The sequence below is a fragment of the Corynebacterium sp. LaCa_70 genome (assembly GCF_058182015.1).
In genome coordinates, this window is sequence record NZ_CP190914.1 from 2,294,477 (window position 1) to 2,320,704 (window position 26,228).

The 26,228-nt window shown below is 55.7% G+C and carries 18 protein-coding genes, 3 rRNA genes and 2 pseudogenes; 7 read left to right on the forward strand and 16 right to left on the reverse strand.

From position 1 onward, the window contains the following. Window positions 1–14: 14 nt before the first annotated feature. From crtI to ACP8MI_RS10490, 5 genes are all read right to left on the reverse strand, one after another. A complete protein-coding gene (crtI, locus tag ACP8MI_RS10470; RefSeq protein ID WP_018121624.1) occupies window positions 15–1,724 on the reverse strand; it encodes a phytoene desaturase family protein in 1,710 nt (569 codons plus the stop codon). After that, window positions 1,721–2,656 carry a phytoene/squalene synthase family protein gene (locus tag ACP8MI_RS10475; RefSeq protein WP_018121623.1) on the reverse strand — a complete coding sequence of 312 codons (936 nt, stop codon included), beginning with the start codon at window positions 2,654–2,656 and terminating at the stop codon, window positions 1,721–1,723. Before ACP8MI_RS10475 ends, crtI begins: the two co-directional genes overlap by 4 nt. Before the next feature lie 152 nt (window positions 2,657–2,808). After that, window positions 2,809–2,927: ribosomal RNA gene (gene rrf, locus ACP8MI_RS10480) — 5S ribosomal RNA — on the reverse strand. 134 nt (window positions 2,928–3,061) lie between these two features. Next, a 23S ribosomal RNA gene (locus ACP8MI_RS10485) occupies window positions 3,062–6,127 on the reverse strand. Window positions 6,128–6,510: 383 nt separating this feature from the next. Beyond that, a 16S ribosomal RNA gene (locus tag ACP8MI_RS10490) occupies window positions 6,511–8,026 on the reverse strand. The 16S, 23S and 5S rRNA genes sit together here, the layout of an rRNA operon. 85 nt (window positions 8,027–8,111) lie before the next feature. Between ACP8MI_RS10490 and ACP8MI_RS10495 the strand changes: the two genes are divergently transcribed. The 3 genes and pseudogenes from ACP8MI_RS10495 to ACP8MI_RS10505 all read left to right on the forward strand — a co-directional run. Then, entirely contained in the window at window positions 8,112–8,537 is a 426-nt protein-coding gene (locus tag ACP8MI_RS10495) for a hypothetical protein (protein WP_490290666.1), read from the forward strand. A 340-nt stretch (window positions 8,538–8,877) separates the two neighbouring features. After that, a pseudogene (locus tag ACP8MI_RS10500) lies at window positions 8,878–9,448 on the forward strand (NYN domain-containing protein); the annotation flags it as partial. A gap of 695 nt (window positions 9,449–10,143) precedes the next feature. Further along, window positions 10,144–10,482: pseudogene (locus ACP8MI_RS10505) on the forward strand (NYN domain-containing protein); the annotation flags it as partial. A 186-nt stretch (window positions 10,483–10,668) separates the two neighbouring features. Here the strand turns inward: ACP8MI_RS10505 and ACP8MI_RS10510 are convergent. The 11 genes from ACP8MI_RS10510 to ACP8MI_RS10560 form a co-directional block, all read right to left on the reverse strand. Continuing rightward, window positions 10,669–11,457, reverse strand: coding sequence for a PspA/IM30 family protein (locus tag ACP8MI_RS10510; RefSeq protein ID WP_018120541.1), 789 nt, complete (start codon window positions 11,455–11,457; stop codon window positions 10,669–10,671). A gap of 252 nt (window positions 11,458–11,709) precedes the next feature. Next, window positions 11,710–12,597, reverse strand: a complete 888-nt coding sequence (sucD, locus tag ACP8MI_RS10515) for a succinate--CoA ligase subunit alpha (protein ID WP_018120542.1) — start codon at window positions 12,595–12,597, stop codon at window positions 11,710–11,712. Between the two features lie 18 nt (window positions 12,598–12,615). Next, on the reverse strand, window positions 12,616–13,794 hold the full coding sequence (gene sucC, locus ACP8MI_RS10520; protein ID WP_018120543.1) for an ADP-forming succinate--CoA ligase subunit beta: 1,179 nt from the start codon (window positions 13,792–13,794) through the stop codon (window positions 12,616–12,618). Between the two features lie 315 nt (window positions 13,795–14,109). Then, window positions 14,110–14,487 carry a thioredoxin gene (gene trxA / locus ACP8MI_RS10525; RefSeq protein ID WP_018120544.1) on the reverse strand — a complete coding sequence of 126 codons (378 nt, stop codon included), beginning with the start codon at window positions 14,485–14,487 and terminating at the stop codon, window positions 14,110–14,112. A gap of 190 nt (window positions 14,488–14,677) precedes the next feature. Then, on the reverse strand, window positions 14,678–16,234 hold the full coding sequence (gene dnaB / locus ACP8MI_RS10530) for a replicative DNA helicase (RefSeq protein WP_018120545.1): 1,557 nt from the start codon (window positions 16,232–16,234) through the stop codon (window positions 14,678–14,680). Between the two features lie 913 nt (window positions 16,235–17,147). Continuing rightward, a complete protein-coding gene (gene rplI, locus ACP8MI_RS10535; RefSeq protein ID WP_018120546.1) occupies window positions 17,148–17,609 on the reverse strand; it encodes a 50S ribosomal protein L9 in 462 nt (153 codons plus the stop codon). A 98-nt stretch (window positions 17,610–17,707) separates the two neighbouring features. Beyond that, the gene (locus tag ACP8MI_RS10540; RefSeq protein ID WP_018120547.1) at window positions 17,708–18,283 is read right to left on the reverse strand and encodes a single-stranded DNA-binding protein; all 576 of its coding nucleotides are present in this window, start codon (window positions 18,281–18,283) and stop codon (window positions 17,708–17,710) included. A gap of 61 nt (window positions 18,284–18,344) precedes the next feature. Next, window positions 18,345–18,632, reverse strand: a complete 288-nt coding sequence (rpsF, locus tag ACP8MI_RS10545) for a 30S ribosomal protein S6 (RefSeq protein ID WP_023018753.1) — start codon at window positions 18,630–18,632, stop codon at window positions 18,345–18,347. Window positions 18,633–18,853: 221 nt separating this feature from the next. Further along, window positions 18,854–19,045: a hypothetical protein gene (locus tag ACP8MI_RS10550; protein WP_018120549.1), complete on the reverse strand. Its 192-nt coding sequence runs from the start codon at window positions 19,043–19,045 to the stop codon at window positions 18,854–18,856. After that, on the reverse strand, window positions 19,042–20,598 hold the full coding sequence (locus tag ACP8MI_RS10555) for a glycosyltransferase family 87 protein (protein WP_284589852.1): 1,557 nt from the start codon (window positions 20,596–20,598) through the stop codon (window positions 19,042–19,044). Before ACP8MI_RS10555 ends, ACP8MI_RS10550 begins: the two co-directional genes overlap by 4 nt. Beyond that, window positions 20,598–22,871 (reverse strand): transglycosylase domain-containing protein, encoded by a 2,274-nt coding sequence (locus ACP8MI_RS10560; RefSeq protein ID WP_284589851.1) that lies wholly within the window; start codon window positions 22,869–22,871, stop codon window positions 20,598–20,600. The genes ACP8MI_RS10555 and ACP8MI_RS10560 overlap by 1 nt, the downstream gene beginning before the upstream one ends. Before the next feature lie 204 nt (window positions 22,872–23,075). Here ACP8MI_RS10560 and ACP8MI_RS10565 point away from each other — a divergent pair, with 204 nt between their 5' ends. From ACP8MI_RS10565 to ACP8MI_RS10580, 4 genes are all read left to right on the forward strand, one after another. Further along, on the forward strand, window positions 23,076–24,164 hold the full coding sequence (locus tag ACP8MI_RS10565; RefSeq protein ID WP_018120552.1) for an inositol-3-phosphate synthase: 1,089 nt from the start codon (window positions 23,076–23,078) through the stop codon (window positions 24,162–24,164). A 10-nt stretch (window positions 24,165–24,174) separates the two neighbouring features. Continuing rightward, window positions 24,175–24,630 (forward strand): MarR family winged helix-turn-helix transcriptional regulator, encoded by a 456-nt coding sequence (locus tag ACP8MI_RS10570; protein ID WP_049149474.1) that lies wholly within the window; start codon window positions 24,175–24,177, stop codon window positions 24,628–24,630. A gap of 5 nt (window positions 24,631–24,635) precedes the next feature. Next, window positions 24,636–25,646 (forward strand): universal stress protein, encoded by a 1,011-nt coding sequence (locus tag ACP8MI_RS10575; protein ID WP_144736861.1) that lies wholly within the window; start codon window positions 24,636–24,638, stop codon window positions 25,644–25,646. Window positions 25,647–25,756: 110 nt separating this feature from the next. Further along, a complete protein-coding gene (locus ACP8MI_RS10580; protein WP_049149479.1) occupies window positions 25,757–26,224 on the forward strand; it encodes a hypothetical protein in 468 nt (155 codons plus the stop codon). Window positions 26,225–26,228: the final 4 nt, after the last annotated feature.

Consider the following 26,228-nt stretch of genomic DNA (forward strand, 5'->3'; position numbering starts at 1 on the left):
CCGTTGTTTGATCATCACGCTAGCCCGCTATTGCCGTTGAGCACTTCGTCGGCACGCATCGGGCGTGAATCGGTGCGTCCGTCGATGCGCTTGAGCACGTTTTCGGCAGAAATTAGGCACATCGGCACCCCTACACCTGGCGTTACTGTCGCACCGGCGTAATACAGGTTCGTGAGCTTTGCCGATCGATTCTGCGGGCGAAACATCGCTGACTGCACCAGTGTGTGCGCCGGCCCCAGTGCACCGCCGCGCCACGCATGAAAATCCGCCGCAAAATCCGCAGGCCCTAAGGTGTGCCGTACGATGATGCGCTCGGATAGATCATTGATCCCGGTATATTCCGCGATCCTATCCAGGGCCTTGTCGACGATGGCCGTCACGGCCGGTGATTCTTGTTGGCAATGGCGGCCTACTCGATCTCCAGCAAAGCCTTCGACGTTCTCGAGGTTCTCGACGCTGTCGCCGTTCTCGACGCTGTGGAGACTCTCGAGGCTGTCGGTTGTGTGGGTCGGATACCCAGTACCGTGCCCGATGCCGACGTCGGCAGCCGTGGGAACAAGCACAAAAAGATTTTCGCAGGCTGCGGGGGCGACCGTGTCATCTGTGGCAGAAGGTGTGCACAGATAAATTGACGACGACATTTTGTCCGCTGCTAACGCACCCGATGCGGAGAACACGCTGTCGAAATCCTTCTGCCAATGCCGCGACAGCAGCAAAGTGTGGTGAGCCAGCTGCGGCAGCTTCCCACGGACCCCCAGCATCACCAGCACCGTGCCGATGCCCGGGTCTTTTTTCGCAAAGTAAGTCTCTGGATAACTCTGGTATTCGCGCGGCACCAACGCAGTCTCAGTGTGGTGCAAATCCGCTGTGGATACCACCACGTCCGGGTGATACACCTTCGTCCCATCATCGGTGGCGACGCTCACTGTTGTGATACGCGCTGCCCGACCGGCTCCCCCGGAACTATGTAGTTTTGTTGCCTCTGCACCGAATTCAATCCGTACCCCATGCTCCCGTGCGAGGCTTTCGATAGCATCGACGATCGCGCGAAAACCACCTGCGGGATACTGCACGCCTAGCTGCAAATCGGTGTGACTCATCAGGTGGTACATGCTGGGTGCAGTTCGTGGCTGCGTCGACAAGAATACTGCCGGGTATTGCAGGATTTTTCGCAGTCGGTGGTCCCGAAACTGCTTGTCGACGAAACGCTCGAGGGGTTCACACAGAAACCGAACAAGGCTCCACGCTTTTCCGAGAACCGTTGTTGTCATAAAAGGCCGCGGTGATGCGAACGTCGTGTACAAAAACCGGTCTAGCGCAATGGTGTAGACCAAGTGAGCAGACTCAAGGTAGTGAGATAGCTTTGCACCTGCGCCGGGTTCTATGGATTCAAAAAGCGCTGTGATCTTGTCCGCGCCAAAGGGAATATCAAGATATTCTTTGGGTCCGGTGTACATCCGGTAGGCGGGATCAAGGGTGCGTAGTTCGAGTTGTTCTGCCACAGTTGTGCCCATGAGCTGGAAGAACTGCTCGTATGCATCCGGCATGAGGTACCACGATGGCCCGGTTTCGAAGCGGAAGCCATCATCGGTTATCTCTCCAATCCGGCCTCCGGTGGTCCGGTTCTTTTCTACCACGGTAACCTCGAACCCTCTGCGCGCAAGCAGCGCGGCACTAGCAAGACCTGTGATGCCTGCACCGATGACCAGAGCCTGTTGTTTCATGGGTTGTGCTTTCTGCGCGGGTTTTGTTGCAGTTTTTGGTGTATCGCACCATAGCCGAATTCTGCAATACATCGGGTAAGCACACCTGCTTTAGTCAGCTTCGGTACGGACAAGCGTGCACGTTCTGCGGAATTACCCAATACGGCCGCGGGGTTTTCGGCTAATTGTTGCGCCAGCTGGTCATAAATCCTTAAGGCCGCGCGGACGGCAGGTTGCACACGGTTAGGAAGAAACTTCAACACTTCCTCCGCGAAGGCGAAGTCGGAGTAGATCTCTTGAATTATCCGCTCGTACGCTTCGTTAGCCGAATCCGTCGCTAGCTCTGTGTAATAATAGCGGCCGCGAATTGTGACATCATCGGTGTAGTCGCGAAGAAAATTAGCTTTTTGGAAGCCAGCTCCGAGGCGTTTGGCCCCGTCTTGCAACCGTTGCCACGTTGCCGAATCGGGCTTCGGATACTGTTGGAAAAATATGTCAAGGCAGATTAGGCCGATGACTTCCGCCGAGCCGTAGATATAATCAGCCAATTCGGGCCCCGTGTAGTCCGTTTTGCCGAGATCCATGCGCATTGAGCGAAAGAACGCCTTCATGTGCTCGTTGCTTAACTCGCAGCGCCGTGCGGTATTTGCGTAGGCGTGCAGGATCAGATCTGTGTGAAAGCGATGCTGCGGTGCTTCTAAAACCAGCTTCTCGTATTTATCGAGTGCTGTAGTCGGCGATCCCTGCAAGGCTTGGTCCACAGTACCGTCGACTATTTCGTCGGCGATGCGGACGACCGCGTAAATATTTCTAATATCTTGGCGTATCTGCGTCGGGTACAGGCAGGTGGCTGCGTGAAAGCTACTCGAGTAACTTTTAATTACTTCTGCGGCAGCCTTGTTAGCCAGGCAATCGTAGTGAAAAAGAGCTTCGTGACGGTGGAATGGTTCCATTTCATTGCCTCCTCGATCCGTCACGAGTTCCCCACGGTTTAGATATTTCTAGATACACAAGAAAGGGCCCGCCGACCGCGGTAACCACCACACACCCACAGGGTGCACACAGTGTAACCACAGCCAACAGGCCCAAACATGAAATTATAAAGTGTCGGCAGCAACCTACTCTCCCACACCCTCCCGAGTGCAGTACCATCAGCGCGACGCAGGCTTAGCTTCCGGGTTCGGAAAGGGACCGGGCGTTTCCCTGCCGCTATAAACCACCGACACAACCAACCAGACAACACAAACAAGCGTTAATCCGTCAACCACACACACCAGTGTGGAGTGTCAAACACTGCATAGTGGACGCAAACAACAAACAATCATTTTCTTTACACGCAACACCAACCAACGATTGGCGTGTTGTAGTAGTTCGGCGAATTAGTACCAGTCACCTCCACGCCTTACAACGCTTCCAGATCTAGCCTATCAACCCCATAATCTCTAGGGCACCTCAAACGAAACCTCATCTCAAAACAGGCTTCCCGCTTAGATGCTTTCAGCGGTTATCCCTTCTACACGTAGCCAACCAGCCATGCCACGGGCGTGACAACTGGCACACTAGAGGTGTATCCATCCCGGTCCTCTCGTACTAGGGACAGCCTTTTTCAAGTTTCTACGCGCGCGGCGGATAGAGACCGAACTGTCTCACGACGTTCTGAACCCAGCTCGCGTGCCGCTTTAATGGGCGAACAGCCCAACCCTTGGGACCTACTCCAGCCCCAGGATGCGACGAGCCGACATCGAGGTGCCAAACCATCCCGTCGATATGGACTCTTGGGGAAGATCAGCCTGTTATCCCCGGGGTACCTTTTATCCGTTGAGCGACACCACATCCACAAGTAGGTGCCGGATCACTAGTCCCGACTTTCGTCCCTGCTCGAGCAGTCACTCTCACAGTCAAGCTTCCTTGTGCACTTACACTCAAAACCTGATTGCCAACCAGGCTGAGGAAACCTTTGGGCGCCTCCGTTACTCTTTAGGAGGCAACCGCCCCAGTTAAACTACCCACCAGGCACTGTCCCCAACCCAGATCATGGGCCAAGGTTCAGGTATCCGATCAAGCCAGAGTGGTATTTCAACAACGACTCCACACACACTAGCGTGCATACTTCACAGTCTCCCACCTATCCTACACAAGCCAAACCGAACACCAATACCAAGCTATAGTGAAGGTCCCGGGGTCTTTTCGTCCTGCCGCGCGTAACGAGCATCTTTACTCGTACTGCAATTTCACCGGGCCTGTGGTTGAGACAGCAGGGGTCTCGTTACGCCATTCGTGCAGGTCGGAACTTACCCGACAAGGAATTTCGCTACCTTAGGATGGTTATAGTTACCACCGCCGTTTACTGGGGCTTAAATTCTCCGCTTCGACCACAAAAGGTCTAACAGGTCCTCTTAACCTTCCAGCACCGGGCAGGCGTCAGTCCATATACATCAACTTCACGTTTTCGCATGGACCTGTGTTTTTGATAAACAGTCGGACCCCTCTATTCTCTGCGGCCCCACCAGCCTATACAACCAGTGAGGCTCCCCTTCTCCCGAAGTTACGGGGACATTTTGCCGAGTTCCTTAACCACAGTTCACCCGAACGCCTTAGTATTCTCAACCTGACTACCTGTGTCGGTTTAGGGTACGGGCCGAATATGCACTCGCTAGAGGCTTTTCTCGACAGCACAAGCACACCACATTCACCCTGTACGGGCTATGCATCACGCCTTAGATACAGCACCCGGATTTACCAATGGCACCAACCTCAACGCTTACACCAACAATCCACTAAGCGGCGTGGCTGCCCTACTGCGTCACCCCATCACTTGGACCACGGATCAGGCCCCACAAACTCAACCTATCAACACACCCAAAAAGGGCATAATCAATAAGTCTCGAACATGGTTAGTATCACTGCTTTACCATTGACGCACACACTCGGGTACCAGAATATCAACTGGTTATCCATCGACTACGCCTGTCGGCCTCGCCTTAGGTCCCGACTCACCCTGGGAAGACGAACTTGACCCAGGAACCCTTAGTCATCCGGCGGTAAGGATTCTCACCTTACAATTCGTTACTCATGCCTGCATTCTCACTCGCACACAATCCACACGTGTTCACACTCATGCTTCACCTCATGCACGACGCTCCCCTACCCAACCATCCATCAAAGATGGTTGCCGCGGCTTCGGCGGTGTACTTGAGCCCCACTACATTATCGGCGCAGAACCACTCGACCAGTGAGCTATTACGCACTCTTTCAAGGATGGCTGCTTCTAAGCCAACCTCCTGGCTGTCATCGCGATCCCACATCCTTTTCCACTTAGTACACCCTTAGGGGCCTTAGCCGGCGATCTGGGCTGTTTCCCTCTCGACTATGAAGCTTATCCCCCACAGTCTCACTGCCGTAGAACACTTACATGGCATTCGGAGTTTGTCTGATGTTGCTAAGATGATAGTCCCGCTCAACCAAACAGTAGCTCTACCTCCACAAAGCTCAACTACGACGCTGCACCTAAATGCATTTCGGGGAGAACCAGCTATCACGGAGTTTGATTGGCCTTTCACCCCTACCCACAGCTCATCCCCGCAGTTTTCAACCTACGTGGGTTCGCGCCTCCACAACCTCTTACAGCTGCTTCACACTGGCCATGGGTAGATCACCCCGCTTCGGGTCCAGGACATGCCACTAACAACACCCAATTAGGATTCGCTTTCGCTACGACTACCCCACACGGGTTAACCTCGCGACATGCCGCTGACTCGCAGGCTCATTCTTCAAAAGGCACGCCATCACACAACAAAAGGTGCTCTGACGGATTGTAAGCACATGGTTTCAGGAACTATTTCACTCCCCTCCCGGGGTACTTTTCACCATTCCCTCACGGTACTATCCGCTATCGGTCACACTAAGTATTTAGGCTTACCGGGTGGTCCCGGCAGATTCACGGCAGATTCCACGAGCCCGCCGCTACTCGGGAAACAATCAACCAACACACACATGCCTTCAGCTACAGGACTCTCACCCACTCCGGTGGGCCATTCCAAACCACTTCACCTAACACGCGCACATCAGCACAACCATGGTAGTAGTCATACAATCGCTCCCAACAACCCCGCACATGCAACCTCTACCAAGTATCACACACATACGGTTTAGCCACCATTCGCTTTCGCTCGCCGCTACTCACGAAATCACATATTGTTTCCTTCTCCTACGGGTACTGAGATGTTTCACTTCCCCGCGTAACCCCCATACTAGCTATATATTCACCAGCAGGTGACTGCGAATAACCACAGCCGGGTTTCCCCATTCGGACATCCTCGGATCAACGCTCGATTGACAACTCCCCGAGGCATAACGCAGCCTTCCACGTCCTTCATCGGCTTAGCATGCCAAGGCATCCACCATGCGCCCTTACAACACACAACAAAATAAACACATAAAGAAAAAATCACAGCACACACAACACAACAACAAAGCTGCATCATGCGTACAGATGCTCGCGTCCACTATACAGTTCTCACACACCACACCAACCACAACCACAAGCAAACGATCAAAGCATTCACCCGCGGTAAATGATGGTCAACGAACAACACACAGTGCTGCCCGAGACACCCAACAACGCGCCAACACACAAACAAACCTTTGATACAAACCCAACCAAGTGTAAAGAAGGATGCACACCCAAAAAAACAAAAAATAATCAGCTGCAACCCACACACCCACATACGGTGCATGAACACAATCACAGCCACACCAACCACCCACAACTGTGGAAGCAGTCAGTGTGATAATAAAAACTCCTTAGAAAGGAGGTGATCCAGCCGCACCTTCCGGTACGGCTACCTTGTTACGACTTCGTCCCAATCGCCGATCCCACCTTCGACGGCTCCCTAAACGAGTTTGAGCCACCGGCTTCGGGTGTTACCAACTTTCATGACGTGACGGGCGGTGTGTACAAGGCCCGGGAACGTATTCACCGCAGCATTGCTGATCTGCGATTACTAGCGACTCCGACTTCATGGGGTCGAGTTGCAGACCCCAATCCGAACTAAGACCAGCTTTAAGCGATTAGCTCACCCTCACAGGCTCGCTGCGCATTGTACCGGCCATTGTAGCATGTGTGAAGCCCTGGACATAAGGGGCATGATGACTTGACGTCGTCCCCACCTTCCTCCGAGTTAACCCCGGCAGTCTCTCATGAGTCCCCACCATAACGTGCTGGCAACATAAGACAAGGGTTGCGCTCGTTGCGGGACTTAACCCAACATCTCACGACACGAGCTGACGACAGCCATGCACCACCTGTACACCAGCCACAAGGGAAACTACATCTCTGCAGCGATCCGGTGTATGTCAAGCCCAGGTAAGGTTCTTCGCGTTGCATCGAATTAATCCACATGCTCCGCCGCTTGTGCGGGCCCCCGTCAATTCCTTTGAGTTTTAGCCTTGCGGCCGTACTCCCCAGGCGGGGCGCTTAATGCGTTAGCTACGGCACAGAAACCCCAAAAGGCCCCTACACCTAGCGCCCACCGTTTACGGCATGGACTACCAGGGTATCTAATCCTGTTTGCTACCCATGCTTTCGCTCCTCAGCGTCAGTAACTGCCCAGTAACCTGCCTTCGCCATCGGTGTTCCTCCTGATATCTGCGCATTTCACCGCTACACCAGGAATTCCAGTTACCCCTACAGTACTCAAGTCAGCCCGTATCGCCTGCACGCCCACAGTTAAGCTGTGGAATTTCACAGACGACGCGACAAACCACCTACGAGCTCTTTACGCCCAGTAATTCCGGACAACGCTTGCACCCTACGTATTACCGCGGCTGCTGGCACGTAGTTAGCCGGTGCTTCTTCTCCAGGTACCGTCACAAAACGCTTCGTCCCTGGCGAAAGGAGTTTACAACCCGAAGGCCGTCATCCCCCACGCGGCGTCGCTGCATCAGGCTTGCGCCCATTGTGCAATATTCCCCACTGCTGCCTCCCGTAGGAGTCTGGGCCGTATCTCAGTCCCAATGTGGCCGACCAACCTCTCAGTCCGGCTACCCGTCGCCGCCTTGGTAGGCCATTACCCCACCAACAAGCTGATAGGCCGCGGGCTCATCCTACACCGAAAAAACTTTCCACCACACACACTAAAGTGCGGTCCTATCCGGTATTAGACCCAGTTTCCCAGGCTTATCCCAGAGTGCAGGGCAGATCACCCACGTGTTACTCACCCGTTCGCCACTCGAGTACCTCCGAAAAGGCCTTTCCGTTCGACTTGCATGTGTTAAGCACGCCGCCAGCGTTCGTCCTGAGCCAGGATCAAACTCTCCATAAAAAATCAGAAAAAGAGTCTGATAACCTAGTCAAAAACTACAAAAGAAAAATCAAAGAGCAACACTTACTCAAAAACGATTAATCAAATGCAGAAAATAAAGGATCCACATCCCACTAATCAAGTAAGTATCAAAAATAATAAGTACATTGACACGCTATTGAGTTCTCACACAACACCACCACCCTGCTACTCAACACTTGTTATCAACCAAGTGCCTTTCAGCAAAGCAGCCAGACCGACTTTACACACCAAGTTACTTGAACACAAACCAGAACATTGTGTCGTTGATCACAACACCGCGAACCAGACTGCCACACAAGCAACCAGCGAAACCCACCCACAACAACCACCAACCACACAGTCAGCAACCACCAAAGGCAAGCATCGGCCCTATAAAATTATTGTCATCCCCGCCAGACAAACAAAGCAGAACAACCACCAGAAACAACATCCTGTGAAGTTATTTTCTCTGTCAGCCCCTCGCGGCGACTTGGATAAGCTTAAGCGATAACAAAAGTTTACGCAAATCGATTGTTCAACGGTTTCGTTGATGCAGGTCAAGCCATGTTTTTTCTTAACATGTCGCATAGACTTAACCGCGTTATAACCCGCTTATAACCGCGTCTATGTCAGGTGTTTAAGTCTTAATTCCCGCTAAACCTTTGTGCGCCCGCTTCCTTTCCGCCAAGCCCCGCATCCCGCGCCTCAACACCAGAATTTCCCAGTCTCTTACTGCCTTTCTCCTTGAATCTCCCTGTTAACGGTCCGGTTTAATCGACTCATTGCCCGTATTCAGGCAAACTAGATAGAGAAACTTATTTAGATCTATTAGAGAAACGGACTTAGGAGACATGCTTGAACGCACAGTTGTGTACGTCGATACCTCTTATTTGCTTGCGAGCTTTTATAACTCGTGGGAGATCGGCGCCCGCGCTCAATTAGAAATCGATTTACCTGAGGTCGTCGCCATCCTTGATGGCATGATCTCGAACCAACTAGGCCAACGCGTGCACCGGCAGAACTGGTACGACGGGATCCCCGATACCGGGCCACACCGCTACCAACGCGCCTTACGGACGTGCGAGGGGGTGCAACTTCGCACCGGCCAATTAATCGAATGGGGAGAACGGCGCACACAAAAAGCCGTCGACACGCGGCTTGTTGCAGACATGGTGACCACCGCTTGCAAACAACAATTCACCGATATGGTGCTGGTTTCTGGCGACGCAGACATGATTCCGGGCGTACAGGAAGCAACCAACGCCGGAATTCGCGTGCACCTCTACGGGTTTGGTTGGGATTCTATGTCGGCTGCGCTGCGTCACGCCTGCGACACGACCACGATCCTGGATCCCCGGGAGGATTTCACCGGTGCCATGGAACTACAGGTTTTGGAAGGCCCCCTGCCGCCTACCGTGCGAGAAACCCAGTGCGCGACTCCAGAAGCAGACGATGCCAAGTCAGAAGCTGGAGCCGATGTGCAGGCAGGTTCTGCACAGCCTGAGGTCGACGACACCGACCCAACAACATCTGCATCAACCACAGGCGAATCAATCACGCCGGAAACTGCGGGCGCTGGCACCACCGCCAAAGCCTCCGAACCAGGAACTTCAGATACCGCAACCGACCGCGCTGCATCGATCGCTCCGGGTGCTCCGGCTTCCTCTTCTGCCGCGGCGTCGACCGGATCGCCGAAGTTGCCGGACAACAAACACTCGGCGTCGGCAAGCGGCGCAAAACCGGGCGAAAACCTACGGAAACCAGACAGCGACGAATTCGCAGAGACCGTTGCGCCTGCTCCGAAACCAAGCGAGGTGTCCACGGCAAAGGATGCGCCCGTAGCGTCTGACGACGTAGCGCCGACTCCACCCACTACTCCCGGCGGCGACAATTCTGCACCAAAAATCAGCCCGGCAGCGCCTACTACCCAGCCCGAAACCGCGCCAGGCGAACAACTTGACGACGACAACGATCCGTCTGAAGTCGAGGCCGAATTGCATGCACAAAGCCGCGCAACCCCGGGTACGCACCAGGCTGAATCCCGTGCCGACGCTAAAAACAACGAAGGCACCCAGCCCGCAGCACCCGCATCCTCCCCGAAACCAGCCACGCCGCGGCCATCCCCATCCATGATGGCGCCGCGTCGCAAACTTCGTTCCCGCTACGTTCCATTGCCGGAGGAAGTCTGGACCTCGGCAGGATTCCAAACCCCTTACGACGTCGGCCAGCAGTACGCTCGTTGGTGGTACGACAACGCAGCATCGACTGAGCAACGCGATCAGGCGCACTTGCTTTCCGGTGGCGGATTACCCCCAGAGGTAGACCGGCCACTTCTGCAGTTCGCGTGCGAAACGCTCCACGAATACACCTTGAGCGAATCCCAACGCGTGAAACTGCGTGACGGGTTCCACTCCGGAATCCGCGGCGTCTTGCTCAACGCTGCGCGCGATAACTAACGGGTTCGCAGACAACCGGATAACCAGTAGATAGCCGCCAAACACAAAGCGCGGGCCACCTCAACGTGGTCCGCGCTTTTCGTTGTACAAAAGCCGGTCTCGACGGCTTATCGCCGTCGGCTACTGCGTACAAGAACCGGCATACTATTGCCAATCAGGGCCTGGAGCCTACCGTCTGCTGTCTGCTTACTGCTTTCCGTCGCCGTTGTCAGCAGAGTCAATAGCTTTGTTGTGCGATCCCGCACCAGTACCCATCGAGGCGCGAATCTCGTCTAATTTCGCACTGGCCTTGATATCACGGGTTGAAGTCCCAGCAGAGATCTCCGCCATGGCATCGTTCGCAGAACTACGGGAAAGTTCTTGTGCTCCCAGAGCATTCGCATAACGACGCTCGATCTTATCGCGAACCCCATCCAACGTTGGGGTGGAATCATTACTGCCAATCTGTGCATTCATCGAGTCCATCGCCTCGCTGGTCTTTTCCTGCATCTTGGTCTGATCGACCTGCTGCTCCAGGCGACGAACTTCATTGAGCTGTTCTTCTAACCGCGCCTCAGATTTCTGCAGCTCCGCTTTCGCCTGCTCCGAAGAACGTTTCGCGGAACTATACATTTCCTTGGTCTGTTCCAGCTCTTTTTCCACGCCGACTAACTGGGAAGCAATCAGCTCTGCGGTCTCGTTGAATCGCTGGGCCTTCGCCGCGTCTCCGTCGCGCTCAGCCTTATCTGCCGCCTGCAAAGCTTCCCGGGCTTGTGACTGATATTCCTCTTGACTCCGCAACAAGCGGTTCAGCTGCATTTCCAGCTGTTTCTGGTTACCAATCACCTTGGATGCTTGCTCAGAAATTTCCCGGTGCTGCTGTTTCGCAGCATCGGCTGCTTGCTTGATCTGTACCTTCGGGTCTGCGTGCTCGTCGATCTTGTTGTCGAACGACGCCATGAGGTATTTCCAGCCCTTGCTAATCGGGTTAGCCATGTTCGCTTCACTCCTTGGTTGCAACAGCCTGCTGTGCAATAGCATTCGCTGCCTAGCTCAATTGCATTCTTGCAGCCCATAATACGGAATCTATGTGCATGGTTCCGGAATGCGCAGACAGACAAAACCGGCCCGCCGATCCAGATTGTGTGGATCGGCGGGCCGGTAACCGCAAAATTATGCGTTCTACCGCTGCATCAGCAACACTGGCCAGCGACTAGCGGCTCGGCAGCCTGACAGCAACGGCAGGATTTACGCACCAACGATTTCGCGCATCAGGTTAGCTGCTTCGGTTGGGGTCTTACCGACCTTGACACCAGCAGCCTCCAGGGCCTGCTTCTTGGCTTCTGCGGTTCCGGAAGAACCGGAAACGATAGCACCCGCATGCCCCATGGTCTTACCTTCTGGAGCAGTGAAGCCTGCGATATAACCAACCACCGGCTTGGTGACGTGCTCCTTAATGTATTCCGCTGCGAATTCTTCAGCGTCGCCGCCGATCTCACCGATCATGATGATGGCTTCGGTATCAGGATCGTTTTCGAATGCCTCGATCGCGTTGACGTGAGTAGTGCCGATGACTGGGTCGCCACCGATACCAACGCACGAAGTGAATCCGATGTCGCGCAGCTCGTGCATCATTTGGTAGGTCAAAGTACCGGACTTGGAAACCAAGCCGATCTTTCCTGGGTTTGGAGCAGTCTCTGCTGGGATGATGCCGGCATTGGACTTGCCCGGAGAAATCAGACCTGGGCAGTTTGGTCCAACGATGCGGGTCTTGCCGCTCTTTTGTGCAGCAGCGTGGAATTCCGCGGTGTCCTTTACTGGTACACCTTCGGTGATCACGACGACGAGTGGCATCTCGGCATCAATGGCTTCTTCCGCAGCAGCCTTGGTGAACTTCGCTGGCACGAAGATGACAGAAACGTTGGCTCCGGTCTCGTTCTTTGCATCTTCCACGGAGCCGAACACTGGAACGGTCTTACCGCCCTCGAATTCGACCTGCTCGCCGGCTTTCTTTGGGTTGACACCACCAACGATATTGGAACCCGAGTTGAGCATGCGCTGGGTGTGCTTCATGCCCTCAGAGCCGGTCATGCCCTGAACGATGATCTTCGAATCTGAGTCGAGAAAAATAGACACTGTTTTTATGCCCCTTCCTTAAGCCTGGTCAGCCAGTTCGGCTGCGCGGCGTGCTGCTTCGTCCATGGTGCTTGCCTGCTCAACGTGTGCCAGGTCGGCTTCACTGAGGATCTTACGTCCCAGCTCTGCATTGTTGCCGTCCAAGCGGACGACCATTGGCTTAGCCTGAATGCCCTGATCAGCCAAAATCTTGTTGGCCTGGACGATACCGTTTGCTACCTCATCACACGCAGTAATACCGCCGAAGACGTTGACGAAAACGGACTTGACTTGCTCGTCGCTGAAGATAACCTCCAGTCCGTTAGCCATGACCTTCGCATTAGCGCCGCCGCCGATGTCCAGGAAGTTTGCTGGCTTTGGCTTCGAGCCAAATTCTTCACCTGCGTAGGCAGTAACGTCCAGCGTGGACATAACCAGACCAGCACCGTTACCGATCACGCCGACGCTGCCGTCGAGCTTGACGTAGTTCAGATCCAGCTCCTTGGCACGACGCTCCAGCGGGTCAGCTGCTTCGACGTCTTCCAGGTTGGCATGATCGCCGTGACGGAACAGCGCGTTGTCATCCAACGAGACCTTGCCGTCGAGAGCAATGATGCGACCGTCGTCGGTCTTGACCAGCGGGTTAACCTCAACCAACTGAGCGTCTTCCTGCTCATAAACTTCGTAAAGCTTACGGAAAACCGGAACCAGCTGCTCAGTTTCCTCGTCGCTAAAACCGGCTTCCTTGGCGATATCACGAGCGATATCGTTGGTCAGACCAGACAGTGGCGAGAAGTTCTTGCGCACCAGCTTTTCTGGCTGCTCTGCGGCGAGCGTTTCAATCTCCACGCCGCCTTCTTTGGAGCACATGGCCAGGTAGCGACGCTTGGTGCGGTCCAGCAGGATCGAGAAGTAGTACTCTTCTGCGATATCTGCACCCTCGGCAACCATGATGGTCTTAACGGTGTGGCCCTTAATGTCCAAACCGAGGATTTCCTCAGCCTTTTCAGCAACCTCAGCTGGGCTCTTGGCCAGCTTAACGCCACCGGCTTTACCACGGCCGCCGGTTTTCACCTGTGCTTTAACCACGAAAAGATCCGAGTTGATCTTCTCGGCTGCCTGCTTTGCCTGCTCTGGATTCGTTGCGACAATGCCCTGCAGCACAGGGACATCGTGTGCGCTGAACAAGTCACGAGCTTGGTACTCGTATAGATCCACGTTTGCTCCATTCCGAAATCGAATTTCGTCTATCGCCGTACCCCAAAAATAATACGGAATTCTGAGCGGCTTTTCAGTGACCTATCGCATAGTAGGCAGGCGCGGACGTCGCTGTGCCGTCGCGGGTTGGCGTGTTATCGGGATTTGCGGGCCTGCCGTCTCAGAAAGATATCGCTGAATCCGCTGCAAAACCCTAGGAATAGCCAAAACCGGCGAAATAAATGGAACGTTGCATTGGCTTCGTTCTACCTATTCCACCGGTCAAAATCCGGGCAAGAATCACACAGGAAACCCGTCGTGATCTAGAGCCGAAATCTAGGAATTGTCCTGCTGCGCGTTCTGCTCTGCAAGCTGCTTGCGCACATCATCCATGTCAAGCCCCTTCACCTGCTGGATAACATCTTCCAGCGCTGCAGGTGGCAAAGCACCGGCCTCACGGAAGACCATGATCGAATCACGGAAGATCATCAGAGTAGGGATCGACTGAATCTGCAAAGCCGCAGCAATGCCCTGGTTGTTATCAACGTCCAGCTTGGCATGTACGACGTCGTCATGCTTTTCCGACGACTTTTCGAAAGTAGGCGCAAACTGGCGGCAAGGACCGCACCAGTCAGCCCAAGAATCAACGATAACGATGTCGTTATCCGCAACAGTGCTTTCGAAGGTGTCTTCAGTAATGTCTACGGTTGCCATGGTGGCATTCTCCTCTAATTGATCGCATAGGGTCTACTTGCTTTTATCGACAGATCCCCACGGTACGCGCTCATGCTCGCCTGTGCGTCGGCTGGCTGCCGAGACGGCGTAGCGATGCGCACCGAAAGTACGTCGTACATATGACACAACAACTAACTTGCCGACGCTATTCCATCGGCTGTTGCACCGCCTAGATGTTCTGTACGTAGTTGTCGAAACGCGAAAAGCGCAACCGGTGCGCCACGGTCACGGTATCGATCGGCCCGCCACGGTGTTTCGCAAGAATAATATCGGCCTCACCCGCACGCGAATCATCGCGGTCTTGCGAATCCGGACGGTACAACAGCATGACCATATCCGCGTCCTGCTCCAACGAACCCGACTCACGCAGGTCCGCCAGCTGCGGCCGCTTATCCGTACGAGCTTCCGGGCCACGGTTCAACTGCGAAATAGCCACCACGGGCACCTCTAGTTCTTTCGCCAACAGCTTCAGCTGCCGCGAAAACTCCGAAACTTCCTGCTGACGCGACTCAACACGTTTACCGGAGCTCATCAACTGCAAATAGTCCAACACCAGCAAATCCAAACCATGCTGCTGCTTCAACTTGCGGGCTTTCGACCGGATCTCCATCATCGTCAAGTTTGGCGAGTCATCGATGAAGATCGGCGCATTTTGCACCGTGTTGAGCTTGTCAGTGAGTTTTTCCCACGCCCGCTCATCCATCTTTCCGGCACGCATATCCGTCAGCTGAATCTCTGCCTCAGCGGAAAGCAAACGCATCACGATCTCCGAGGCGGACATCTCGAGTGAGAAAATCACCGACGTCTTGCCGTTGTCGATCGAGCACGAGCGCATGAAATCCATCGCAAGTGTCGACTTACCGACACCTGGACGCGCCGCGACAATAATCATCTGGCCTGCATGCAAACCATTGGTGATCTTGTCCAGGTCGATAAATCCCGTCGGCACTCCGGATTCCAAACCACCCACGCGCTCCAATGCCGCCAGCTCGTCGACCGTGGGTTTAATCAGGTCACTCAACGCCTGATAATCCTCTGTTTTGCGCTTTTGCGCGACCGCAAATACCTCCTGCTGGGCGCGGTCGATCACCGAAGCGACCTCCGCGTCTTCCGTTCCGGAATAGCCCAACTGCACCACCCGGGTGCCGGCGTCGACAAGCTTGCGCAATACGGCCTTCTCCGCGACAATTTCCGCATAATACAGCGCATTCGCGGCCGTGGGAACCGTCGAAATCAGGGTGTGCAAATACACCGGACCACCGGCCCGCTCCTGATTGTTGAACCTGTTGAGCCGATCGGAAACGATCACCGGGTCAATATTTTCGCCATTGGCATACAGATCCAGCATTGCCTCATAAATCAGGCTGTGCGCAGGATAATAGAAATCCTCGGGATCTAATTCTTCGATGACTTCCATCACGGTGTTCGGGCTCATCAACATCGCTCCCAGCACACCTTGCTCTGCGTCGCGGTCATGCGGCGGCTGGCGCAATTCCGCGTACTCGTCGGCCTGCTCCTGCTGGAATTTACCGCGCCTGCCCCTGTTCCGGGAGCGGAACTGCGCGTCATTACCGGAGAATGTATTCGAGGAAAAATTACTATCCGAGACACTGAAGCCCGCATCGTGCGGATCAGGAACCGCGAAATTATCGAAGCTTGGCTCCTCCGGGGGTGGTTCCGGAAGCTGATAATCGTCGTCGAAGTTCGCGTTGGCTTCCGGGCTCATGGGGTTCTCCTTAGCGTGGCGGGTTATTCTGTGGAGTTTATTTTAACGACACGACCCTTGCGGTAAATTTCGGTGGTTTTCGTGCCTGGTGATGGCGGTCCGGTCTGGCTTGTGGTTGCAGGCTGGTGTGTTCGATCGCGGTGGGTGGTGTTTGCGGTCGGGTGAGTCTTTTCGTTGCAGGCGGAGACGCTTGCCGACGAGGCCGTCACCCCGGCCACGGCCACAACCAAAAGTTATCCACAGGTTTATTCACAGGCATGGTGGAGAATCCGTGGAGATTGCCACCGTGAGCGACTGCGACCTGCTGGTTTTCCGCAGCTTGTGGAATTCTTGTGGATGACCGTGTGTGCATATTTGCCATTCGCCATAAAACCCCAGCTAGACGGCATTACAAAGAATTAAACAGCTTGTGCACAAACTCTGAATATTCGCTGTACCAGCAGAAAGTTCTCTGCCCACAATGTTGGATTTTACGCAAATCGCACACCACCAGCACCATCGGGCGGGGAAACTTCTTCACAAATCCCACAAGTTATCCACAAGTGCGCTCGGCGCTGTGGGCAACTGTGCGGCGGGGGGTGTGCAACCCTGGTGCGAGCGTGTGCAACTGCCGGGCGGGAGCGGGTGCAACTGTGAGGCGGCCATGGTGCATTTTTACAAATAGGCACCGATTTAGGCCTTGTTTTGAGCCACTATTTGTAAAAATGCACCACCTTGGCCCGCCAAACCCCAACGTTCCGATCAACCCCCACCGAACCCTGCAGCTGCAACGCCCCCTGAACGCAAGCGGCGATGACCATGCAGGCATAGCTACGACAAAACTCCCCACCCAGGTGGTCCCCTCACAGACCACCCGAACGGGGAGTAATGCAAATGCTGTTGTCGTTAACTTAAAGAGCTTCTCTAGGACTCTCTAGGAAGCAGAGACGACAGAGAAGTTGATCTTGCCCTTGATATCGGAGTGCAATTCAACCTCAGCCTGGTAGTTACCAGTCTTTTTCACCAGAGCCTTTGGCAGGTCAATGATGCGCTTGTCCAGCTTCGGACCGCCGGCCTTAGCAACGGCCTGGGCGACGTCTTCTGCGGTAACCGAACCGAAGAGCTTACCCTTCGAGGAGGTTTTAACCTTGACGACGACGTCGTTCAGGGACAGCTTGTCCAGAGCTTCGCGGACCTCAACAGCGTGATCCAGGTCGCGGATCTCGCGCTGTTGCTGCGCACGGCGAATGCCTTCGATGTTCTTCTCTGCTCCGGCGGTGGCTGGGATAGCCAGGCCACGCGGCAGCAAGTAATTGCGTCCGTAGCCGTTTTTGACCTCTACGACTTCGCCTGCGGCGCCGAGGTTCTCAACGGCAGCGGTGAGGATCAGTTTCATGATCCCTGCCTTTCGTTGTTTGTGTGCTTTGGCCCCGCCAGTGATATGGGTGATTTGGCGCGGTGCAGCAGTTTTGCGGTGAATAAACGAGCTAAATCTTAGAACGGAGGTTCGCTGTCTCCGCCGAATCCACCAGCAGGTGGGGCAGAATTCCACGGGTCGTTATCCGGGCCGTTGTTGTTCGACTGGTTGGATTGGTTTCCACCAAATCCGCCCTGAGAACCGCCAGCAGGAGCACCGCCGCCGAAACCGCCCTGGTTGGACTGGTTGTTTCCGCCACCGCCGAAGTTACCGGACCCGCCCTCACGCGAGTTGCGGTTCACTTGTGCGGAAGCGTATTTCAGCGATGGGCCTACTTCATCCACTTCGATTTCAAAGACAGTGCGGCTTTCGCCTTCTTTGGTTTGGAAGGAACGCTGGCGCAACCGGCCGGTCACGATCAACCGCATGCCCTTGGACACTGATTCTGCAACGTTTTCGGCCATATTGCGCCATGCGTTGCAGGTCAAAAACAGGGCCTCACCGTCTTCCCACTGCTGCGTTTGCGCGTTGTAGCGCCGCGGCGTGGAAGCGATGCGGAAGTTAGCCACCGCTGCACCCGAGGGGGTGAAGCGCAATTCCGGGTCCGCAACCGCGTTGCCGACCACCGTGATGTTGGTATCTCCCTGTGCCATGTTTTCTCCTCAGTGCTTTCCGGGATGCAGGTTCGTGGTCTACGACCTCCAGTATCCGGATTTAGCTGTCGGTACGCAGAACCTTGGTACGCAGTACGGTATCGGAAAGGTTCAAACGCCGATCAAGCTCTTTAACCGAATCCGGTTCGCATTCCAGGTTGATGACGGCGTAGATGCCTTCGGAACTCTTCTTTATTGGGTAAGCCAAGCTGCGCTTGCCCACCACATCAACGTTTTCCACCTTGCCGTTATCCTTGCGGACAGTTTCCAGGAACTTATCCAGGGATGGGGCAACGGTGCGTTCATCCTGCTTAGCATCCAGAATGATCATTACTTCGTAGCGACGCACGGACCTCATCACCTCCTATGGTCTTGTTGTTTCGGCCATATCACCTTCGCGGATATGGCAGGAGGGTTCGTTGCGTCAAGCAACCATCAAAGACTAGCGCACCCAGGGTCTTTCCGCAATCACCCACGCCTGCGCCGTGGCGGATACCGCGCATCCATATCGGGGTACGCGGTGCGCCGGGGTGCCAAGGCTTCGGTCGCCAACAAGCGAAGCAAGCGAAGCTACCCGGCGTTGGTGGTGGCGAAAAATATTGCCAGCACTGTGGGGATGACGGTCAAAAACAGCAGCGCGACTAACCCGAGCACCACAGCGGGCCGCCGCGTAGGTTTGCGATGGATTGCCCAATACGCAGCACCTATGCAGGACAGCCCAATGATGATAGAGATAACTCCGAGGATCACGATGACGTTCATGCAGTCTCCTTAGCTGGGTGTCCTTGCCTGGTTTCAGGGGTTTGTTGTCCGCCGACGTGTTCTGCGGCTTTCTCGGGTGTCACTTGCAACGGTCCCGCCAGTGGGTCATATCCATTATGTGCGCGGTACACGGGATCTGCTTGGTTCCGGTCTCCCGATATCTGTTGCCCCGGTAGATTTTTTCCGAGCATTTGCCGCACCACGCACACCACCAGCACGACGATCAGTCCGGTGCGGGTGAGCACAACGACATCCAAAAATTCTGCAGGCAGGCCATTGTTGTCCGCGCCGTGCATATGCCACATCAATACCGGCCAGACCAGCATGTCGACGGCCATCCAGGTCAACAACAGCCGCCACCGTGGAAACGCAAGTACTGCCGGAATAACCAACCACAGCGAATATTGCGGCGACCAGACCTTATTAAACAGCAAAAACGCGGCAATAATCAGGAAAACTAGTTCCGCCATTCGTGGTTGCCGCTTGACGACGAGTCCGAGGATCGCAATCGCGACGCAACTGGCGATAAACAGTGCCAGGCTCACCGTGTTCAGAATCTGCGGTACCTCTGCACCGTCCGGGTCGAAGCCGTCGAAAAGCGTCAATCGTGCGGCCACTGCATAAATGGTGGTCCATTCCCAGCTACGGGTGCTGTTTAAACGATTGAACTCGTTCCAGGCCTCGGGGTATGCCAGCATCACTGGCAGGTTGACCACCAGCCACGTCACCGCGGTGGTTATTGCCACGATGATGAGCGCGCGGAATCTACGCAGCCGCAGTGCTAAGACGATGATCGCGCCCAGCAAAAATAGCGGCCAGAGTTTCGTCGCCGTGCCTAAGCCAATGGCGACGCCTGCCCACGCGGTGCGTCCGCGAGCAAACAGCAGCAACCCGGCGACCGCGAAAAAGATCGCCAGGATATCCCAGTTGGTAAATGCGTGCACCAGCACCAACGGGCTGGCTGCAACCAGCATGATGTCCCAGATTCGTCGTCCAGCAAGGGCGCACGCCATGCGCACGGTTGCCACCCAGAACAGGGAAAGCACCAGGACGGTCAGTATGAAATACCAGCCAGCCATCGGCACCGGTACCAGATGCTTGCTCACAGCTTCGACCGGCGGATAGCTGACCCGGGCTAACCATCCCATGATTCCTTGGAAATAGCCGGTAAGCACGGGATATTCCAGGTAGCGCGTAAGGTCGTCTTCCTGCCAGGAGTAGGCATAGGGAAATCCCCCGGTATCCAGCCCGCGCCCGGCAAACAATGGAATTATGTCGTTGTAGCAAGCAGAAACATATGCCCGGTTACCGGACCAGTCCAGGTCGATTGCTCCGGTATCGGGGTTGATGCTGCCCCTGGTGCAGTGTGCTTTGGTGAGAAATCCACCAGCCAGGATCAGTATCGCCACCGAGACGATCGCCTGCACGGGGTGGAACCAGCGCGACTCAGCCAGCCTGCCGTGCTTGCCGACGGGACCACCAAGGAAATCGATGAATTTCCGGGCCGCCGGTTCGGTCTCAGCTGGCGCGACCCAGCCAGCCCGGTTGGTCATTACAGCAGGTTCTCCAGTTCGTTGATGGCATCTTCGATAACCTCACCAGGCGCCGGTGCCGCAGGTGGGGCCTGTCCGCCGCCTTGTTGGCCTCCCTGGCCACCTTGGCCACCGCCTTGGCCGCCCTGGCCACCTGGGCGTCCGCCCGGCGCTAGTGCTTCGTCGCCCTCGTTTGGCTCGCCGTCGTCCTCGTCTTCCGGCGCTTCTGGGCTCTCAGATGAGGTTGCAGCACCGCTTTGCGAACCGCCACCGGAACGTCCCGAACCGCTGGATGCCGGTGGAACGTAGCTTTCGATCAGGTTGGAGCCGCTGCCGCCGTAGGTGCGCCAGCGCACCGGAGCTGCACTCTCGAATGACGTCTGCTCGCGGCCTTCCAGCGCGCGGTCCAGGGAATCCTTCCAGATCGATCCCGGGGTGTTTGCGCCGTACATGTTGCCGCCGTATTGGTTGAAGATCGCGGAGGTGTTATCAGCGGTACCGACCCACACTGCGGTGGACAGTTCTGGGGTGCCGCCGACCATCCAAGCATCCTTGTTCAATCCGGTATCACCCAACTGCGCGGTGCCGGTCTTGCTTGCCGACGGGCGTCCCCCGGCCAGCACCTGACCAGCGTGGGCTGCCACTGGCTGCATGGCCTGGATGACGTTGTCTGCCACGGTTTCGGAAACGCGTCGTTCCGGCTTGTGGTCGTTGTGTTCGTACAGCACCTCGCCGCGGGAGGTTTCTACGCGGGAGACGAAGTGCGGTTGGTTGTAAACGCCGTGGTTGGTCAGGGTGGCCATCACGGTTGCCATATCGATCACGCGCGATTGGTACTGGCCCAGCACGATGCCTTCATAAGGTTGTTCGCCGTGTTCGGTCAGGGTTTCTTCCACCCCTGGGAATGACTTGGCGACGCCGAGCGCATGCCCCATATCGGCGGTGTCTTGTGTGCCGTTGACCAAATCGTCCTGCAGCCGGATGAACGAGGTGTTGTAGGAGTATTCCAATGCAGTGGCGATCGAACACACGCCACAGCCGTTGCCGTCCCAGTTGGTGACTTCAATGCCACCCGGCAGCGTTACTGGTGTCGATGCGTAGTTCGCGCCCAGCGGGATGCCCTGTTGCAAGGCGGCGGCCAGTCCGACGATCTTGAAGGTCGATCCGGTTTGCAGCCCGGCGGAAGCGTAATCCCAGCCGGAGGCCTCGTCGCCACCGTAGTAACCGCGCACGGCACCCGTGCTCGGCTCGATGGTGGCCACGGCAGAGCGCGCGTCTTCCTGCAGCCCGGCCATGTTTTCTTCTACGGATTGCAGCACGGAATCCTGCACGTGCTGGTCAATAGTGGTGGTGATCTGTAGGCCGCGGTTGGTCACATCATCTTCGGTGATACCTAAGGTTTCGAGCTCTTCGATGACCTTGTTTTTAATGTGCCCGTTCGGCCCGGTCGCCTCGGTGTATGCGGAGTATTCCGCCGGGTCGCGGGTTTCTGGATAGACCATTCCGGCGCGTTGTTCGCTGGGCAGCAATTGCATTTCCACCATGCCGTCCAGCACGTAATTCCAGCGACCTTCGGCTTGCTCTGGGTTATTCCACGGATCAAGCTGGTTCGGCACCTGGATGGTCGCGGCCAGCACGGCTGCTTCTTCGATGGTCAGCTCGGTGGCCGGTTTGTTGAAGTACGCAGTCGAGGCAGCCTCAATGCCATAGGCGTTGCGCCCGAAATATACGGTATTGAGGTAGGACTCCAGGATCTGTGCCTTGTCCCACTCGTTGGTCATTTTGATGGAGTGAACAAGCTCATTCCATTTGCGCGCATAGGAGTGATCGTCACCCACGATGACGTTTTTCACGTACTGCTGGGTGATCGTAGAACCACCGCCGGCGCTGGTGTTTCCGGTGATTTGCCCCCAGGCGGCACGCAGAAATCCGGACAGGGAGAATCCGCTGTTGTCCCAGAAGTCGCGGTCCTCGGCAGCTAGTACTGCATTAGAGACGTAGTCCGGGAGATCATCTAACGAGACGAAGGTGCGGTTGCCTTCCGGTGGCACCAGCCGTGCCAGTTCTGTACTGCCGTCGGCGGCATAAATATGGGACACCTGTGCGGTGGTGACCTCCCCGGGTTCTGGGGTATCAGCGCGCACATAGGCGATCGCAAAAATCATGCCGGGGATCGCCAAAATAGCCACGAAGATGATCGCGAGCGTGATCCATATCTTCTGGCGCCGTGTGCGCGGCTGCCGGGCATCATCGGTGCGGGAATCGTCGGTGTCAGTCTGGGAGTTCTCAGTCACCGTCAAACCTCTGTCATTGCCTTGTAGAAATATCTCCTCAAAGAATACGGGGTGTGTCCAATTCGGGGAAACCACCGCGAGCCCCTCGTGGTCGATCTTGATCGATTCACCTGGTTCTTCTTAATCGATACACCATCCATCGGGTGCGGTTTCTGCGTCCTGCCGGATTTATCCTGGGCTGGCTAACGAAAGGAGCACACCATAATGTCTAAAGTTCGTGTGGCCATCGCCGGTGTCGGTAACTGCGCTACTTCCCTGGTGCAAGGCGTGGAGTTTTACCGCGATGCCGCCGTCGACGAGAAAATCCCTGGCCTCATGCACACCCAGTTGGGTGATTACCACGTCGGCGATGTGGAGTTCGTCGCGGCGTTTGATGTGGATGCTGCGAAGGTCGGCACTGATCTTGCCGACGCCCTCGACGCTTCGCTGAACTGCACGATCCGCATCGCTGATGTCCCGCACACCGGGGTGACCGTGCAGCGCGGGCCGACGTTGGATGGTTTGGGCATGCATTATCTTGCCTCTATCGAGGAATCCGCGGAAGAGCCGGTTGACGTCGCCCAAGCGCTGCGCGATGCCGAGGTCGATGTGTTGGTGTCTTATCTGCCGGTTGGCTCGGAAGAAGCCGATAAGTTTTACGCGCAGGCTGCTATTGATGCTGGCTGCGCTTTTGTGAACGCGCTACCGGTGTTTATCGCATCCGATCCTGAGTGGGCGCAGAAATTCGTCGATGCCGGGCTGCCGATCGTCGGCGACGATATTAAGTCGCAGGTGGGAGCCACGATCACCCACCGTGTGATGGCGAAGCTCTTTGAGGACCGCGGCGTGCGTTTGGACCGCACTATGCAGTTGAACGTCGGCGGAAACATGGATTTCAAAAACATGCTGGACCGCGACCGCTTGGAATCGAAGAAGTTGTCCAAGACGCAGGCGGTGACCTCGAATCTGCACAATGGCCCGTTGGCGGGTCTGAAATCCGGCCGCGACGTGCACATCGGCCCATCGGATTATGTCGAATGGCTCGATGACCGCAAGTGGGCGTATGTTCGTTTGGAAGGTTCTGCGTTTGGCGAGGTTCCGTTGAATCTGGAATACAAGCTTGAGGTCTGGGATTCACCCAATTCTGCGGGTATCATCATCGACGCCGTCCGTGTGGCCAAAATCGCTTTGGATAGGAAAGTAGCTGGCCCGGTGGATTCCGCGTCGTCCTATCTCATGAAATCACCACCGATTCAGCTTTCCGACGACGAAGCTTCGGCCAAGCTAGAAGCATTCATTGCAAAAGGTGACTAAGCTATCAGTTATGAGCAAAACAGCGGAAGAAGTGGCAGCGAAACTCCAGGAACCAATGACTCGTTTGCGAGTACTATATGATCGCATCGCTAGTCACTATTCGTTGACCCCCGCGCAGATGACCATCATGGAGTTTCTGTACAAAAATGGCGCTAGCCGTATTAGTGCAGTCTCTGAAGCCGAAGGTATCCGGATGCCCACCGCGTCCAATGCCTTGGTGCAGTTGGAGCGCCGGGAGTTAATTCGTCGTGTACGTGACAGCGTTGATCGTCGTGGAGTAAAAGTCGCCCTAACTAACTTGGGCAAGACTGAATATGAAGAAGCGCGCGAGGCACGTCGGAAGACGTTGGCGCAGCTTCTGGATACTTTGGATGAAGATTCTTTGGCCAACGCACTTGAGCTTGCCGACGTCATCGTCGAGTTGGCGGAGCGTTATACCCCCGCAAAACACAACGAACTACACTAAGGTTCATGGCCACTGATTCTGCCGGCGCTGTCTCGTCGACAAGCACGCGCCAACCCGCACGCATCCTCGTCGCCTGGAATCCCTCTTCTTCTGGGCACGAGGCCATTGCTTATGCCGCCTGGCTCACCCGTGCCATGCCCGTCAGAATCCGGGTCGTATCCATTCTGTTACGCCCGTGGCCAGCGACTTCTTTGGCAAAGCTCGGTGGGAAATACAAAAAGTCCTTCAAAAAAGAAGCCAAAGCGTGCAAGGAAGCGGTCGAACAAGTTTTGACTGACGCCGGGGTGGACCAGCAGTACTGGGATGATGACGTCTCGGTGCTTGCCGACGGCTCGTCGCCCGCCCCGATCCTGACCGACGCGGCGAAAGAATTTAACGCTGACCTCGTGATCGTCGGATCGAGCACGTCGACGCCCAAGGGTCGTTTCAATACGTCCTCGACAACATCCGCGCTGCTGCACTCGTCGCCAAGCCCACTGGGGCTGGCGCCACGGGCAACGAAGCTGTCGAAAAACGGCATCACCCGCCTGAATTACGCCTTCTTAGAATCCGGCGAAGACACCTCGCAGGCAGGCTTGTTATATGCCGCGAATTTAGCGGACAAGCTGTCAGTTCCTCTGCGCATCATGGCGTTTTCCCCGACCGGGCTGGTGGATATCCCGGTGATGATCAAGAAATCGTTGGTGCAAGACCTTACTGATCAGTGGCACGAAAATGCGCTGGCGATGCTGGATCGGGCGCGCGATCGGATCATGGACTGCTTCCCCGACATCACGGTGGAAACGGGCATCGGTTCCGGCGACGGTTGGAGCGGTGCCATTGATGCCTTGAAGTGGAAGAAAGGCGATCTGTTGTGCCTGGATTCCAGCAACGGCGGCCCTGCCCCGCGGGTGTTTATCGGCTCCCCGACTTCCGAGTTTTTGCAGCATATCCGGGTTCCCACCGTTGTGCTGCCCGTGGATTACCAGCAGCCAGAGTTCACACAACCCGAATCCGTTACACCGCAGCAGCATTAGACCGGGCGAATCCGGCTGGGCGGAATGTAGCCGGACTAGTGCGGCCGGGCTAGTGTGGCTGGACGCATGTAGTCACAGCCAAATGAGTCCCAGGCCCCTAGACTGGTGACATGTCTGCTACACCGAATTTTTCGCACCCAGAAAACGATCTCTATGATGACGATCCCTCTCGGTTAACGCAGAATCCCCGCAGCCTCGACGAACTCGCTCATAGCCCAGACCCGTATATGCGGGCAGGCAAAGACGAAGAATCCTCCCGGCAGGCCCTGCGTTTTCTCATTTGGGCCATGGCGGGATCGTTCATCGTCGGTCTGGGTTCGCTTGTGATCACCCGGCTGCTGGGCGGTACGTTGTGTGAATCCGGCGAAGCGGCCTGGTTATGTACTGAAGCCTCGCACACCTGGTGGCCGATCCTCGCGTGGACGATTCCGTTTTTCAGCATGGTGATCTGCGCGATCATCATGGTGCGCAAACTCCGCGCCGGCGTGCGGTGGCGCACCTGGATGGGCGTGTTCTGGGTATTAGTGCCTAACGCCATGTTTTGGGGGCTGGGCGCCGTGCAGATCTTAGCGCTATAAAACG